Genomic DNA, 15276 nt, shown 5'->3' with positions numbered 1-15276 from the left:
CCTTACCTCTTGTTCTTCACGGCGGTGCCAAGCACCTGCAGATAGGCGACCAGCGCGTCCATTTCGCTCTTGCCCTTGACCGCGTCGCTGGCACCGGCGATGTCCTCGTCGCTGTAGGGCACGCCCAATGTGCGCATTGCGCTCATCTTCTTGGCGGTGTCCTTGCCGTCGAGGCTGTCTTCCACCAACCAGGGGTAGGCAGGCATCTTCGACTCGGGCACGACGTTGCGCGGGTTGTACAGGTGGGCGCGATGCCACTCGTCCGAGTAGCGGCCGCCGACGCGAGCCAGGTCCGGGCCGGTACGCTTGGAGCCCCACAGGAAGGGGTGATCCCAGACGCTTTCACCGGCTACGGAGTAGTGGCCGTAGCGCTCGGTTTCGGCGCGGAACGGACGGATCATCTGCGAGTGGCAGCCGACGCAGCCTTCGCGGATGTAGATGTCGCGGCCTTCCAGTTGCAGCGCGGTGTACGGCTTGAGACCGTCGACCGGCTCGTTGGTGACGTCCTGGAAGAACAGCGGGACGATCTGGGTCAGGCCGCCGATGCTGACCGCCAGGATCATCACCAGGGCCATCAGGCCGATGTTCTTCTCGAGAATCTCGTGTTTCATCAGTGGGCTCCTTCTACCGAGAACTGCGCAGCGGCTTCCATCTCGGTCGATTCCGCGCTGCGTACGGTCAGCCAGACGTTCCAGGCCATCAGCAGCATGCCGCTGAAGAAAATGGCGCCGCCGAGAACCCGCACCACGAAGCCGACATGGCTGGCTTCAAGGGCTTCGACGAAGGAGTAGGTGAGGGTGCCGTCCTCGTTGACTGCACGCCACATCAGACCCTGGGTGATGCCGTTGACCCACATCGAGGCGATGTACAGCACCGTGCCGATGGTGGCCAGCCAGAAGTGGCCGTTGATCAGGCCGATGCTGTGCATCTGCTCGCGACCGAACACCTTGGGAATCAGGTGATACAGCGAGCCGATCGATACCATGGCTACCCAGCCGAGGGCGCCGGCGTGCACGTGGCCGATGGTCCAGTCGGTGTAGTGGGACAGGGCGTTGACGGTCTTGATGGCCATCATCGGGCCTTCGAAGGTGCTCATGCCGTAGAAGGCCAGGGACACCACCAGAAAGCGCAGGATCGGGTCAGTGCGCAGTTTGTGCCAGGCACCGGAGAGGGTCATCATGCCGTTGATCATGCCGCCCCAGCTCGGCGCCAGGAGGATCAGCGACATCACCATGCCCAGCGATTGCGCCCAATCCGGCAGAGCGGTGTAGTGCAGGTGGTGCGGACCGGCCCAGATGTAGACCGCGATCAGCGCCCAGAAGTGGACGATGGACAGACGGTAGGAGTAGACCGGGCGACCGGCCTGCTTGGGCACGAAGTAGTACATCATCCCCAGGAAACCGGCGGTCAGGAAGAAACCTACGGCGTTGTGACCGTACCACCACTGGATCATGGCGTCGGTAGCGCCGGCATACAGCGAGTAGGACTTGGTCAGGGTGACCGGAATCTCCAGATTGTTGACCAGGTGCAGGATGGCCACGGTGAGGATGAAGCCACCGAAGAACCAGTTGCCCACGTAGATGTGGCTGACCTTGCGCTGCATCACCGTGCCGAAGAAGACGATCGCGTAGGAGACCCACACGATGGTGATCAGGATGTCGATCGGCCACTCGAGTTCGGCGTATTCCTTGGAGCTGGTCCAGCCCAGCGGCAGGCTGATGGCCGCAAGCAGGATCACCAGTTGCCAACCCCAGAAGGTGAAGGCTGCCAGCTTCGGTGCGAACAGCGTGGTCTGACTGGTGCGTTGCACCGCGTAGTAGCTGGTGGCGAACAGGGCGCAGCCACCGAAGGCGAAGATCACCGCATTGGTATGCAGCGGACGCAGACGGCCGAAGCTGGTCCACGGTAAGTTGAAGTTCAGTTCGGGCCAGGCCAGCTGGGCAGCGATGAATACGCCGAGTCCCATGCCGACGATGCCCCAAACCACCGTCATAATGGCGAACTGGCGAACCACCCTGTAGTTGTAGGCGGAACGGGTTGTTGTGTTCATGTCTGGGCTTCCATCCACGGTTATGGCAGAGCGGCCGACATCCGTGGCACCCCTAGGCATGAGCAGGCCATGAACACCACGGATATCGACGCGAGGCAAGCATGAGCAAAGGGCCATTGGGGTTTATTGACGCCGGTCAATGTGAGCAGGGACTGCCCTGGCAGTGGGACGAACCGCCGCAGGCGGCCTCGAGCACGCTGATCCTCGCCCATGGCGCGGGTGCGCCAATGGACAGCCCGTTCATGCAGGCCATGGCTCAGGGTCTGGCAGCACGGGGCGTACGCGTGGTGCGCTTCGAATTCGCCTACATGGCGCAGCGCCGGCTGGATGGGCGCAAACGGCCGCCCAATCCACAGGCGCAACTGCTGCAGCAATGGCGCGATGTGCATGCGCAGGTGCGCCAACGGGTCGCAGGGCCCTTGGCCATCGGCGGCAAGTCCATGGGCGGGCGCATGGCCAGTCTGCTGGCTGACGAGCTGGGCGTGTCCGCCCTGGTTTGTCTCGGCTATCCCTTCTATGCAGCCGGCAAGCCTGAAAAGCCGCGAGTCGCTCATCTGGCTGAACTGCGCACGCCAACCTTGATCATCCAGGGTCAGCGCGATGCCCTGGGCAATCAGGAGACCGTTGCGGGTTATGCTCTTTCAGCGGCCATCGAGCTGCACTGGTTGCAGGCCGCCGATCATGACCTCAAGCCTTTGAAGGCGTCGGGTTTCACTCATGAGCAGCACCTCGCGACGGCCGCAGGGTTGATCGAGGCTTTTCTGGGGGCGAAGTGACCGCCGATCCGAGTTGGGCGGCAGGCTCTCATTCAGACACTTTTTCCCCGCCAGAGCGCCGTAAAAGCGGTTGCGCTTGACCGTCCGGTCACGCAATGTGACAGCTGAGTGTCCGGCCCCGCTTCAGGGTGGACACAGCAGGCTTCCAGCTATCCTGTGAGTAGACGGTGGCCCTGCACGGTGCGCCGTGCCACGCAATGGGGCGGCGCGTCATGACGAGAACACTGCGATGCACTGTAATGGTGCTCTATGTTTTGGCTTGATAGGTAAGCTACTGACTTTAAAGGATTAATAGTGCTGGCTCGGGCCTTGCAGAGGATGCTGCAAGTCCGGGTGACAAGGAGTACGGCATGGCCCGCACCTTTTATGACGAGATGTACGACGCGAGCGGCGCTGTCCGCCCGCACTACCGCGAATTTGCCCGCTGGTTGGCAGAAACGCCGGACGATCTGCTGGCTCAGCGCCGACGAGAAGCTGACCTGCTGTTCCACCGCGCCGGCATCACCTTCACCCTCTATGGGGATGATCAGGGTACCGAGCGCCTGATCCCCTTCGACATCATTCCCCGTTCCATCCCCGCCAGTGAATGGCGCATCGTCGAGCGCGGCTGCATTCAGCGTGTACAGGCGCTCAACCTGTTTCTCGCCGACCTTTACCACGATCAGCGCATCATCAAGGCCGGCATCATCCCGGCCGAGCAGGTGCTGGCCAATGAAGGCTACCAGATGGCCATGCAGGGCCTCGATCTACACCGTGATATTTACGCGCACATCGCCGGGGTCGATCTGGTGCGTGATGGCGACGGCAGTTACTACGTACTGGAAGACAACCTGCGCACCCCCAGTGGCGTCAGCTACATGCTCGAAGACCGCAAGATGATGATGCGCCTGTTCCCCGAGTTGTTCGCCGCGCAACGCGTGGCGCCGGTGGATCATTACCCGAACCTGCTGCTCGATGCATTGAAGAGCTCCAGCCCGCTGGACAATCCGACGGTGGTGGTGTTGACCCCGGGGCGCTTCAACAGCGCCTACTTCGAGCATGCCTTTCTCGCCCGAGAAATGGGCGTGGAGCTGGTGGAGGGCGCCGACCTGTTCGTGCGCGACGACAAGGTCTACATGCGTACCACCGCCGGTGCGCGCCAGGTGGACGTGATCTACCGCCGCCTCGACGATGCCTTCCTCGACCCGCTGGCCTTCAATCCCGACTCGATGCTCGGCGTCGCCGGGCTGCTGTCGGCCTACCGCTCGCGCAATGTGGTGCTGGCCAACGCCATCGGCACAGGTGTGGCCGACGACAAGTCGATCTACCCCTATGTCGGCGACATGATCCGCTTCTACCTGGACGAGGAGCCGATCCTCAAGAACGTGCCCACCTGGCAGTGCCGCAAGCCTGCGGAGCTGTCCCACGTGCTGGCCAACCTGTCCGAGCTGGTGGTCAAGGAAACTCAGGGCTCCGGCGGCTACGGCATGCTGGTCGGCCCGGCGGCGAGCAAGGCCGAGATCGAAAACTTCCGCGCCCGCCTGATCGCCAGGCCAGAGGCCTACATCGCCCAGCCGACGCTGAGCCTGTCGACCTGCCCGACCTTCGTCGAGCGAGGCATCGCACCGCGTCATATCGATCTGCGCCCGTTCGTCCTGACCGGCCGCGAAACCCGCCTGGTGCCGGGCGGCCTGACCCGCGTGGCACTGCGTGAAGGCTCGCTGGTGGTCAACTCGTCGCAAGGCGGCGGTACCAAGGACACCTGGGTGGTGGAGGACTGAATATGCTTTCGAGAACTGCCTCCGACCTGTACTGGATGTCGCGCTATCTGGAGCGTGCCGAGAACCTGGCGCGCATGCTCGACGTCAGCTATTCGCTGTCGCTGATGCCGCAGGATGGTCGCGGCGATGGCCTCGACGAACTGGCCATGCCGCTGCTGATCACCGGCACCCTGGACGATTACCTGGAGCGCCACGGCCCGTTGCACGCCGAGCGCATGCTGCATTTCTTCGCCCTCGATGCGAGCAACCCCGGCAGCATCTACTGCTGCCTGCAGGCTGCGCGCAGCAACGCCCATGCGGTGCGCGGGCGAATCACCGCCGACATGTGGGAGAACATCAACGCCAGCTGGCTGGAAATGCGCGGTATCGCCGAGCAGGGCCTGGGGCGCTACGGCATCAGCCGCTTCTGCGAGTGGGTCAAGGAACGTTCGCACCTGTTCCGCGGCGCGACCTTCGGCACCATCATGCGCGGTGAGGCTTATCGCTTCATTCGCCTGGGCACCTTCATCGAGCGCGCCGACAACACGCTGCGCCTGCTCGACGCGCGTTACGAAATGCTCGGCGAGGAGATCGACGAGCTGGAAGAGCGGACTGCGCGCAGCTATTACCAGTGGAGTGCATTGTTGCGTGCACTGTCCTCGTTCGAGGCCTTTGCCGAGAGTTACCGCGGCTCGCCGCGCACGCGCAAGGTTGCCGAGCTGCTGTTGCTGCGCCCTGACGTACCGCGCTCGCTGCGGGCCTGCATGGAAGAACTGAACCTAATGCTCGCCGGTCTACCGGGAGAGAACGGTCGCCCGGCGCAGCGCCTGGCCGCCGAGCTGGATGCACGGCTGCGCTATACCAGCATCGATGAAGTGCTCGACGAGGGCCTGCACGCCTGGCTCACGGACTTCATCCTGCTGGTGCGTCAGTTGGGCAACACCATTCACACGTCCTATCTGGAGGTCGCATGAGACTCTCGATCAGCCATGACACCACCTACCGTTACGATGATCAGGTGCGCGCGAGCATCCAGTACCTGCGTCTGACCCCGCACGACAGTGAACGCCAGCAGGTACTGAGCTGGCAGCTCGACCTGCCGCGACCGGTGCATGCCCAGCTCGATCCGTACGGCAACATCCTGCATGTGCTGACCCTGGATGAACCTCACGAGTCCATCGTCATCGGCGCCCGTGGTCAGGTTGAAATCGACGAAACCTGCGAGGCAGAGCACGAGCCGCAGTCGGCCTTGCCGTTCCTGCGCTTCACTCGGCTGACCCAGGCCGACGATGCCATGCGCGAATTCGCCGCCCAGCAGTGCAAGGCGCGCGCCGATCGCACCAGCCTGATCGATCTGATGCACGCGCTCAATGCGCACATCGCCTACGAACCGGGCATCACCGAGGTGGACACCAGCGCGGCCGAGGCTTTCGCAGGCCGCCGTGGCGTCTGCCAGGACCATACTCATGCCTTCCTCGCCTGCGCGCGTAGCCTGGGTATACCGGCGCGCTATGTGTCCGGCTATCTCTACACCGACGATGCCGAGCATCTGGCCAGCCACGCCTGGGCTGAGGCCTGGGTCGGCGATGCCTGGTACAGCTTCGACGTGACCAACTGCCTGGCGCGCCCGGAGCGTCACCTCAAGCTGGCGGTCGGCCTGGACTACCTCGACGCCTGCCCGGTGCGTGGCATGCGCCGTGGTGGTGGTTGCGAGCAGATGCATGCACAGGTGCAGGTCGCGCCGCTGCTGCAGGTGCGGCAACAGTGAAGTGTCGATAGGCGCTGGGGGCGAGTACGGGGCGCTGTGAGCACCTCTGGCCCCACACCGCTGCGCACGGCGCGCCCTGAGACCTACAGATTCGCGCTGCTTTTGCGCTGGGCCATGTGCCGCAGGTAGGCGATCAGGCGTTCCAGTTCGGCGCTCGGCAGTACCTGTTCGCTGAAACCGGGCATGCGCCCCTGCGGCCAGCGCCGCAGGCTCTGCGGATCGCGGATGTACTGGCGCAGGAAGTCGCCCGCGAAGTATTCGGTTGGGTTGTGCGGGATGTTCAGGTCCGGGCCGAATGCGGAGTCGCCTGCGCCATTGAGGCGATGGCAGGCCATGCAGTTCTTCTGATAGGCAGCGAAGCCTGCCTGCACCTCGGCGCCTGCGTCCGTTGCCGGTAGCAGGGCGGGGAAGCGCTGCTCGACCGGCGCCAGTTGGCGAATCCTGGCAACCTGATAGGGCCACTGCTCGGGGCCGATATGGCTGGCGGCCGGATCGGTCCAGACCAGGTAGAACGGTCCGGCGCTGGGCTTGCCCTTGGCCAGCGGCGGCCAGGGACGCTGCGGGTCTTCGATGGCCAGCCAGGCCTTGGCGCCTTCGCTGGCCAGGAGAATCGCCGCCGGCAGTTCGGCGGCAAAGCCGTCCAGCGCTACGGCCTGCAGATGGTCGCCGGGGGTGACGCCGTCAAGCAGTACGCTCAATGGCACCGCGCGGTAGTGCATGGCGCGCTTGTAGCTGACGTCATCGGTGATCTCGATATCGCGAGCCTGCGGGCGATTCAGCAGCTCGCTGCTGCTCCAGGCGTGCCGGCCATCGGTGAGCAGTACCTCGAACTCGGCGGCCTGCACCACGTTGCTCAGGATGATCAAGGTCAGAAGAAGCACGGCTCTCATTCGTGGTGCTCCAGCAGTGGCAGCAAGTCGTCATAGGCTCCAGCGTTGATCACCTGGCTGTAGCCCATTTCCTCCAGGCTCTGCTGGGCCAGTGCCGAACGGCGTCCGCTACGGCAATAGAGCACCAGCGGCTGGTCCTTGTCCGGTGCGACGCTGGCAATCCGTGCGGCGATTTCCTCATGACCGATACGGATGGCGCCGGGCAGCGCGCCCTGCGCGAATTCCTCGGCGCTGCGCACGTCGATCAGCAGACTGTCGCCGCGCTGCAGGGCTGAAATGGCGGCAGCCTGGTCGATTTCACCTGCTTGCGCGGTGAGGATGGTGAACAGGCTGGTAAGCAGGAGAATCAGGCGCATGGCAGGCTCCGGAGCGGGTAGGTGGGCCCGACATCATTGCCCGAGCCTTTCGTGCAGTCTAGGATGCCTCGCTCGACGTCACGGGAGTAGTAGATGTTAGCCGAGTTGTTTGCCGTTCTGGCCCCGGTACTGATAGCGGCAGGCATTGGCTACGGTTGGGTGCGCAGCGGTCACCAGTACCCCACTGATTTCATCGCGCGCCTGGTTCTGAACATCGGTACGCCTTGTCTGGTGCTCTCCACGCTGAGTCGTGCCGAGCTGGATATGGGCGCCTTCTCGCAAATGGCTCTGGCCTGCGCGTTAGTGACCTCATCCATGGGAGTGGTTGGCTGGCTGTTGAGCCGTCTGTTCGGGCTGGACTGGAAAGTGCTGGTGCCGGCCTACCTGTTCCCCAACTCTGGCAACATGGGCCTGCCGATGGCTTTGTTCGCCTTCGGTGAATCAGGGCTGGCGTTGGCGGTGGCGTTCTTTCTGGTGCTGTCGGCGGCGCATTTCAGTATCGGCATGCTTTTGTCCGGCGCCGAGGCTTCCCTGCGGGGGCTGTTGCTCAACCCGATCATGCTCAGTCTGGCGCTGGTGCTTGCAGTGCTGTTTCTCGACCTTGAGTTGCCGCGATGGCTAGCCAATACGGTCGACCTGTTGGGCGGTATGACCATACCGCTGATGCTGATTACCCTGGGTGTGTCGCTGGCCAGCATCCGTGTAAGGCACCTGGGCAACGGCCTGCTGCTTGGCTTGCTGCGCATTCTCTGCGGGGCGGCGCTGGGCTGGATCATTGGCTGGGCAATCGGCCTGCAGCCGCTGGCCCACGCCGTGCTGGTGCTGCAGTCGTCGATGCCGGTGGCAGTGTTCAACTACCTGTTCGCGGTACGCGCCGGTCGTTCACCTGAGCAGGTCGCCAGCCTGGTGCTGTGCTCGACGCTGCTGGCTTTCGCGTTGATTCCCTTGCTGCTGGCATGGTGGATACCCGCCCTGCGTTGAGCGCGCTACGGCGTCGGCGCAGTGACGGGCGCTGTGAGGCTCAACTGACCAGGCGGGTCAGGTTGGGAAGGATCAGGATGACCGCCGTGGCGAAAAGGATGACTCCAGCCTGGCGGTATTTCGGCTGTTTGAACATGGCCGCATGCCTTTTGTTGTTATGGGTGGCGTTGGGTAACTGCCTTACTGCCTGGCAGGTCGCTGCTTCACGTGTGGGCGTGACGCTGATTCGCCGCTCCGGCATGTCCCGGCAGCGACTCTCTGTGCCCATTTGATGGCGGAAACAGTATTAACTCTAGGGCTGGCATCACCGATCCTTTAGATGTCTTGGTTGCTAATGGTCCATGGTTAAAAACTTCGGGCTATGCATGGCCTCTGGCCATCGCGCAAGAAGGCTTGAGGCAGACGGCCTGCCTGCCCTTGGCCGACTGCGAGCGATCAAACGACCGTTCGTCTGAGCTCAGTGGTCAACGGCGCTGAGCGCTTAGGTCATTGAGCCCCGGCCCCTCGGCGCTATGGTAGGCAGGCTCAATATGAACATGCGTGGTCGGGACAACCTGTTCCGCCTGCGCCGTATTAGTCTCCGAGGACGCCATGACCGAAGCCTACATTTTCGATGCGCTGCGCACGCCCCGTGGCAAGGGCAAGAAGGACGGCGCGCTGTACAGCGTCAAACCGGTGCAGCTGGCCGCCGGGCTGCTGAAAGCCCTGCAGATACGCAACGCTCTGGATACCAGCCAGGTCGACGACATCGTGCTCGGCTGCGTGACGCCGGTGGGCGATCAGGGTGCCGATATCGCCAAGACTGTCGCCATGGTCGCTGACTGGGACGTATGCGTGGCGGGTGTACAGCTCAATCGCTTCTGTGCCTCGGGGCTGGAGGCGGTGAACATCGGGGCGATGAAGGTGCGCTCCGGCTTCGAGGACCTGGTGGTGGTCGGCGGTGTGGAGTCCATGTCGCGGGTGCCCATGGGCTCCGATGGTGGTGCCTGGGTGATGGACCCGCAGACCAACATGCACAGCAACTTCGTCCCGCAAGGTATCGGTGCGGACCTGATCGCCACACTCGAGGGCTTCAGCCGCGCCGATGTCGATGCCTTTGCCCTGCGCTCGCAGCACAAGGCTGCACGCGCCAGCACCGATGGTTCGTTCGCCAGGTCGCTGGTGCCGGTGACCGATCAGAACGGCATCGTGCTGCTGGATCATGACGAGTTCATTCGCGGCGATTGCACATTGGAAGGCCTCGGCAAGCTCAAGCCCAGCTTCGAGATGATGGGGCAGATGGGCTTTGATTCGACTGCGCTGCGCGTCTACAGCCATGTCGAGCGTATCGAGCACGTACACACGCCGGGCAACAGCTCCGGCATCGTCGATGGCGCGGCGCTGATGCTGATCGGCTCCGAGGCCAAGGGCAAGGAACTGGGCCTGAAGCCGCGCGCACGCATCGTGGCCACGGCGGTGACCGGCACCGACCCGACCATCATGCTCACCGGCCCTGCGCCAGCCACGCGCAAGGCGCTGGCCAAAGCGGGGCTGTCCGTCGACGACATCGACCTGTTCGAGGTCAACGAGGCGTTCGCCTCGGTGGTGATGAAGTTCATGAAGGACATGGGCGTGAGCGAGGGCAAGGTCAACGTCAACGGCGGTTCCATCGCCATGGGCCACCCACTGGGCGCCACTGGTTGCGCCATCCTCGGTACGCTGCTCGATGAGCTGGAAAAGCGTCAGCTGCGTTACGGCCTGGCCACGCTCTGCGTCGGCGGCGGCATGGGTATAGCGACCATCATCGAACGTATCTGAGGAGCTATCACGGGCTGCTGCGCTTGGCCATGCCTTGTTGGAAATCCTCTGGAAATGCTCATTTGCTACAGCAAACTGCGTTTTCCGCATGATTTCCGCCTTGCCTGACCGTCGCTCGTGACGCCCCTGAAGCGCTCCCCGAACATTGGGAAGTGAATGAAATGACTGACGCCATCCGTTACGAAAAAGGCCAGGACAATATCGTCGTCCTGACCATGGACATGCCCGGCCAGAGCGCCAACACCATGAACGCGGTATACCGCGAGGCCATGGGCCAGATCGTCGATCGCCTGGAAGCTGAAAAGGATTCGCTTGCCGGGGTGATCGTCACCTCGGCGAAGAAGACCTTTTTCGCCGGCGGCGACCTGGGCGAGCTGATCCAGGTCACCCAGGCCGAGGCCCAGGGCTTCTACGCGATGATCCTGAAGGTCAAGGGCCAGCTGCGCCGGCTGGAAACCCTCGGCAAGCCGGTGGTCGCCGCTATCAACGGCGCAGCGCTGGGCGGTGGCTGGGAAATCGCCCTGGCCTGTCACCACCGTATCGCCCTGAACGAAAGCCACGTCCAGCTCGGCTTGCCGGAAGTCACCCTGGGCCTGTTGCCGGGCGGCGGTGGAGTGGTTCGCATGGTGCGTCTGCTCGGTCTGGAAAAGGCGCTGCCGTATTTGGCCGAAGGCAAGAAGGTGCGCCCGGAGGCGGCGCTCAAGGCCGGGCTGATCCACGATCTGGCCAGCGACCGCGAGGAGATGCTGGCCAAGGCCCGCGCCTGGATCGCCGCCAACCCGGCCGCCAGGCAGCCGTGGGACGTGCAGGGTTACAAGATTCCCGGTGGCACGCCGAGTTCGCCGAACGTGGCGCAGATGCTGGCCATCGCCCCGAGCGTGTTGCGCGACAAGACCAAGGGCTGCTTCCCCGCACCGGAGAAAATCATGTGCGCCGCTGTCGAGGGGGCGCAGGTCGACTTCGACACCGCGCAGATCATCGAGGCGCGCTACTTCACCGAGCTGACCTGCGGTCAGGTGGCGAAGAACATGATCGGCACCTTCTGGTTCCAGCTGAACGAGATCAACGCCGGCGGCTCGCGCCCGCAGGGCTATGCGAAGTCAGTGACGAAGAAGGTCGGCGTGCTCGGCGCCGGCATGATGGGCGCCGGCATCGCCTACGTTTCAGCGGCTGCCGGTATCGAGGTGGTGCTCAAGGATGTGTCTGTCGAGGCGGCGGAGAAGGGCAAGAGCTATTCGGCCAAGCTGCTGGACAAGAAGGTCAGCAGGGGCCACATGACCGCTGAGCAGCGCGAGGCCTTCCTGGCGCTGATCAAGGCCACTGACAGCGATGCGGACTTCGCCGGCTGCGACCTGATCATCGAGGCGGTGTTCGAGGATCGTGCGCTCAAGGGCAAGGTCACTGCTGCCGCCGAAGCGGTCGCGCTGAGCGATGCGCTGATCGCCTCCAACACCTCGACGCTGCCGATCACCGGCCTGGCGACTGCCGTGACCAGGCCGGAGAAGTTCATCGGCCTGCATTTCTTTAGCCCGGTAGACAAGATGCCGCTGGTGGAGATCATCCGTGGTGAGCAGACCAGCGATGAGACACTGGCGCGTGGCTTCGATTACGTTATGCAGATCAAGAAGACGCCCATCGTGGTCAACGACAGCCGTGGCTTCTTCACCTCGCGCGTGTTCGGCACCTTCACCAACGAAGGCCTGGCCATGCTTGGCGAAGGCGTCAGCGCGGCGATGATCGAGAACGAGGCGCGCAAGGCCGGCATGCCGGTCGGCCCGCTGGCGATCAGCGATGAAGTGTCGATGAGCCTGATGAATCACATCCGCCAGCAGACCCTCGCGGATCTGGCGGCCGAGGGCAAATTCATCCCCGAACATCCGGCATTCGCTGTGATCGATCTGATGCTGGGTGAGTACAAGCGTCCGGGTAAGGCGGCCGGGAGTGGTTTCTACGATTACCCGGCGGGTGGCAAGAAGCACCTGTGGCCCGAGCTCAAGGCGCGTTTCGAGAAGGCCGATGCGCAGATTTCGCCGGAAGACGTACGCGACCGTATCCTGTTCATCCAGGCCATCGAGACGGTGCGCTGCATGGAAGAGGGCGTATTGCAGTCGGTGGCCGATGCCAACATCGGCTCGATCTTCGGCATTGGCTTCGCGGCCTGGACCGGCGGTGCGCTGCAGTTCATCAACCAGTACGGCGTGAAGGACTTCGTCGCGCGCGCGCACTACCTGTGCGAGCAGTACGGCGAACGCTTCCTGCCGCCGGCATTGCTGCTGGAGAAGGCGGCCAAGGGCGAAACCTTCTGAACCTGTTTTGCTGCAGTAGGTGCGCCGTGCTTCGCGGCGCAACCCATGAGAAACGGCCCGCTCGGGCCGTTTCTCATGGGCATCCTCGATGCTGATCCAGTCGCTGTCAGGGCGAGCAGTGTGCGAGGCCCTTTCAAGGGAGTCATGAGGCGCCTCGATCAGCAAACGCTCACGCTGCCTGGCACCAGCCCTGGCGAATGCACACGGCTTCGTGGATCGCCAGCATCTCGCTGTGGCGAGTCGGCATACGCAGGGTCAGCATGCTGCCATCATCGAGCTGCAGAGCGGCTTCGCTCTCGAACTGCAGGCCACCGTCCTGCAGGTGGACATAGGTGACGCCGTAGGCGTCGACGCTGAGTTGGCTGTGCATGGCTGCTCTCCTGCGCTTGCGTTAGCTCGGACGTGCGTCACGGGCTGCGGGCGCTGCCTGATTCGGGCGAACCGGTGCGCTGGTCTGGAAGGCGGATGCAGCGGCGAAGCTGGCGAGTGCGGCGTAGATGCTCATGATCGATTTCCTTCTGTGCGATGAGGGCGGCTGCCCGATGGGGTGATAGTCGCCGCGCTCACGCAATCGCAGAAGTGAATGGCATGCATGGTAACTATCGAAGCCGCTGATAACGCTTCGTCCGGCACTCGCGGTGCAATGTGATGTCAATTTTAATTGACGACTGTTCGTGGCGTCGCACAGTGCCGATAATCGTGAATCAGCTTGAAAATCAGGGTTGGCTATTTCTTTGTGCGAGTTCATGTGTTAAGAAAAACGCACAAATAACCCTCCCTCCGTGTTCACCACAGGAAACCTCATGTCACTGCGTATCTGCATCCTGGAAACTGACATCCTTCGCCCCGAACTGGTCGACCAGTATCAGGGCTATGGGCGCATGTTCGAGCAACTCTTCGCTCAACAGCCGGTCGCGGCGGAGTTCAGTGTCTACAACGTGGTGGATGGGCATTACCCGCCCGATAGCGAGAAATTCGACGCTTATCTGGTGACTGGCAGCAAGGCTGATTCCTTCGGTAGTGACCCATGGATTCAGACGCTCAAGGAGTATCTGCTCGAGCGCTACAAGCGTGGCGACAAGTTGCTGGGTATCTGCTTCGGTCACCAACTGCTGGCGCTGTTGCTGGGCGGTAAGGCGGAGCGTGCCGAACAGGGCTGGGGGGTTGGCGTGCACAGTTACCGCCTGGCAGGCAAGCCAGAGTGGATGAGCCCGGCACTGGACGAGCTGCAGCTGCTGATCAGCCATCAGGACCAGGTCACCCGCCTGCCGGAGAAGGCCACGCTGCTGGCTTCCAGTGATTTCTGTCCGATCGGCGCCTACCACATCGAAGATCAGGTGCTGTGCTTCCAGGGCCATCCTGAGTTCGTTCACGATTATTCGCGAGCGCTGCTCGAGCTGCGTCAGCAGCACCTGGGCGAGAAGGTCTATCAGCAGGGTGTGGACAGCCTCCAGCATGCGCAGCAGGGCAGCGCCGTGGCTGAGTGGATGATGCGCTTCGTTGCCCAGGGCAAGCAGGCCAAGGCCTGAGGCCAGTTTCTGCGAAGATGAAAAGCCCGGTTTTCCGGGCTTTTTCATGCCTGCTGGGTGAGTACGAAGCAAGGCGAGATCCGCTCGCTTCTGCTTGGCAGTGGGCCTCTGCTCCGGCCAGGTTCAGACGATGGGTCAGCTTGTGGCTGTATTCGATACTGCGCGCCATTGCCGTGGGCTTGAGAGAGGCGGGACAGGTTCTGTGCTCCAGGCCAAGAGTTGGCGTGGGCACAGAATCGTCTGAGTCATTTCGCTTGAATAACGGGTGCTCGGCAGCGTCGCTATCGCTGGATCTGATGGTTGAGCTGGGTTATCCATTCGGACCGTATAGGCATCAGGCCGACGCCAGTTCCCTGTCCATACTGCTGATGCACTCGCTCATGGCCTGTTGGCAGCGCTCCATCAAGGCGGGCATATCATCCAGGCTCATGCCGGCAGTGGGGATGGCAGGCAGCGAGCGAATCATGATGCGGCCGCTGTTCCAGCGATTCAGGCGCATGGCTTGGCTGTAGTTGCTCACGCACACCGGGATGATCGGCACGCCGGCGCTGATCGCCATCTGGAACGCCCCTTTCTTGAATGGCAGCAGGCCGCGGCCGAGGTTGCGCGTGCCTTCGGGGAATACCCAGATCGAGGTGTCGCGATTGCGCAGGGTTTCTGTGGTGGTCAGCATCGCGCGCTTGGCGGCGACGGCGTTGCTGCGATCGATCAGCACGTTACCGGCCAGCCAGTACAGCTGACCGAAGAATGGCACCCACTTGAGGCTCTGCTTGCCAATGCTCACGGTGCGCTGCGGCACCACGCGTCCGAGCACGTACAGATCGAAGTTGGACTGGTGGTTGGCGATGATCACGCAGGAACGCTGGTGCTCCAGTAGGGGGAGTACATCGGTCTTCAGCTTCAGGCGCAGCAGGCACAGCGCGGGCAGCGAATAGAGGCGGGCGCAGAGGCGGCTGTTGTCCGGGTTGAACGGGCGACACAGGCCGATCAGCAGACCCAGGAGGCCGGCCAGGATGAAATGCACGCCCATCAGCAGCATGCGCAAAACGAAGAGCATTGGGGAGAACCATCGGAGGAGGGGCGC

General features: G+C 63.0%; 15 protein-coding genes. 8 read left to right on the top strand and 7 right to left on the bottom strand.

All coding sequences use genetic code 11. The features are described 5' to 3' along the window. Positions 1–2 precede the first annotated feature (2 nt). Positions 3–611, bottom strand: coding sequence for a cytochrome-c oxidase, cbb3-type subunit II (gene ccoO / locus ACN8M7_RS09410; protein ID WP_061238027.1), 609 nt, complete (start codon positions 609–611; stop codon positions 3–5). Next, positions 611–2050, bottom strand: coding sequence for a cytochrome-c oxidase, cbb3-type subunit I (gene ccoN, locus ACN8M7_RS09405; protein ID WP_490260573.1), 1440 nt, complete (start codon positions 2048–2050; stop codon positions 611–613). Before ccoN ends, ccoO begins: the two co-directional genes overlap by 1 nt. A 101-nt stretch (positions 2051–2151) precedes the next feature. On the opposite strand from ccoN, the gene ACN8M7_RS09400 reads away from it, so the two are divergent. The 4 genes from ACN8M7_RS09400 to ACN8M7_RS09385 all read left to right on the top strand — a co-directional run bounded on the left by ACN8M7_RS09400 (position 2152) and on the right by ACN8M7_RS09385 (position 6333). Then, positions 2152–2826 (top strand): alpha/beta family hydrolase, encoded by a 675-nt coding sequence (locus tag ACN8M7_RS09400; protein ID WP_490260572.1) that lies wholly within the window; start codon positions 2152–2154, stop codon positions 2824–2826. 350 nt (positions 2827–3176) lie between these two features. Then, positions 3177–4586, top strand: a complete 1410-nt coding sequence (locus tag ACN8M7_RS09395; protein WP_061239120.1) for a circularly permuted type 2 ATP-grasp protein — start codon at positions 3177–3179, stop codon at positions 4584–4586. 2 nt (positions 4587–4588) lie between these two features. Beyond that, on the top strand, positions 4589–5539 hold the full coding sequence (locus ACN8M7_RS09390) for an alpha-E domain-containing protein (RefSeq protein WP_061239121.1): 951 nt from the start codon (positions 4589–4591) through the stop codon (positions 5537–5539). Beyond that, entirely contained in the window at positions 5536–6333 is a 798-nt protein-coding gene (locus ACN8M7_RS09385; RefSeq protein WP_490260571.1) for a transglutaminase family protein, read from the top strand. Before ACN8M7_RS09390 ends, ACN8M7_RS09385 begins: the two co-directional genes overlap by 4 nt. Positions 6334–6416: 83 nt before the next feature. Here the strand turns inward: ACN8M7_RS09385 and ACN8M7_RS09380 are convergent, their stop codons facing one another. Next, positions 6417–7223 (bottom strand): cytochrome c, encoded by an 807-nt coding sequence (locus ACN8M7_RS09380; protein WP_490260570.1) that lies wholly within the window; start codon positions 7221–7223, stop codon positions 6417–6419. Then, entirely contained in the window at positions 7220–7579 is a 360-nt protein-coding gene (locus tag ACN8M7_RS09375; protein ID WP_490260569.1) for a rhodanese-like domain-containing protein, read from the bottom strand. The genes ACN8M7_RS09380 and ACN8M7_RS09375 overlap by 4 nt, the downstream gene beginning before the upstream one ends. A 93-nt stretch (positions 7580–7672) precedes the next feature. Here ACN8M7_RS09375 and ACN8M7_RS09370 point away from each other — a divergent pair, with 93 nt between their 5' ends. The 3 genes from ACN8M7_RS09370 to ACN8M7_RS09360 all read left to right on the top strand — a co-directional run bounded on the left by ACN8M7_RS09370 (position 7673) and on the right by ACN8M7_RS09360 (position 12663). Further along, positions 7673–8560 carry an AEC family transporter gene (locus ACN8M7_RS09370; RefSeq protein ID WP_061239125.1) on the top strand — a complete coding sequence of 296 codons (888 nt, stop codon included), beginning with the start codon at positions 7673–7675 and terminating at the stop codon, positions 8558–8560. A 591-nt stretch (positions 8561–9151) separates the two neighbouring features. Further along, positions 9152–10357 carry an acetyl-CoA C-acetyltransferase gene (locus ACN8M7_RS09365; protein WP_490260568.1) on the top strand — a complete coding sequence of 402 codons (1206 nt, stop codon included), beginning with the start codon at positions 9152–9154 and terminating at the stop codon, positions 10355–10357. 161 nt (positions 10358–10518) lie between these two features. Beyond that, positions 10519–12663: a 3-hydroxyacyl-CoA dehydrogenase NAD-binding domain-containing protein gene (locus ACN8M7_RS09360; RefSeq protein WP_490260567.1), complete on the top strand. Its 2145-nt coding sequence runs from the start codon at positions 10519–10521 to the stop codon at positions 12661–12663. 169 nt (positions 12664–12832) lie between these two features. On the opposite strand, the gene ptrC is transcribed toward ACN8M7_RS09360, so the two are convergent. Both ptrC and ACN8M7_RS09350 read right to left on the bottom strand, forming a co-directional pair. Continuing rightward, entirely contained in the window at positions 12833–13033 is a 201-nt protein-coding gene (gene ptrC / locus ACN8M7_RS09355) for a type III secretion system co-regulatory protein PtrC (protein ID WP_061239128.1), read from the bottom strand. A gap of 21 nt (positions 13034–13054) precedes the next feature. Then, positions 13055–13168, bottom strand: a complete 114-nt coding sequence (locus ACN8M7_RS09350; RefSeq protein WP_331711364.1) for a PA2485 family small membrane protein — start codon at positions 13166–13168, stop codon at positions 13055–13057. Between the two features lie 298 nt (positions 13169–13466). Between ACN8M7_RS09350 and ACN8M7_RS09345 the strand changes: the two genes are divergently transcribed. Then, positions 13467–14192: an amidotransferase gene (locus tag ACN8M7_RS09345; RefSeq protein ID WP_061239129.1), complete on the top strand. Its 726-nt coding sequence runs from the start codon at positions 13467–13469 to the stop codon at positions 14190–14192. 334 nt (positions 14193–14526) lie between these two features. On the opposite strand, the gene ACN8M7_RS09340 is transcribed toward ACN8M7_RS09345, so the two are convergent. Continuing rightward, positions 14527–15249 carry a lysophospholipid acyltransferase family protein gene (locus tag ACN8M7_RS09340; RefSeq protein WP_490260566.1) on the bottom strand — a complete coding sequence of 241 codons (723 nt, stop codon included), beginning with the start codon at positions 15247–15249 and terminating at the stop codon, positions 14527–14529. Between the last annotated feature and the right edge of the window lie 27 nt (positions 15250–15276).

It is taken from the genome of Pseudomonas spartinae, from assembly GCF_965197125.1.
In the GTDB taxonomy this organism is placed as follows: Bacteria; Pseudomonadota; Gammaproteobacteria; order Pseudomonadales; family Pseudomonadaceae; genus Aquipseudomonas; species Aquipseudomonas composti_A.
This window is presented reverse-complemented; position numbering and strand designations above follow the sequence as displayed.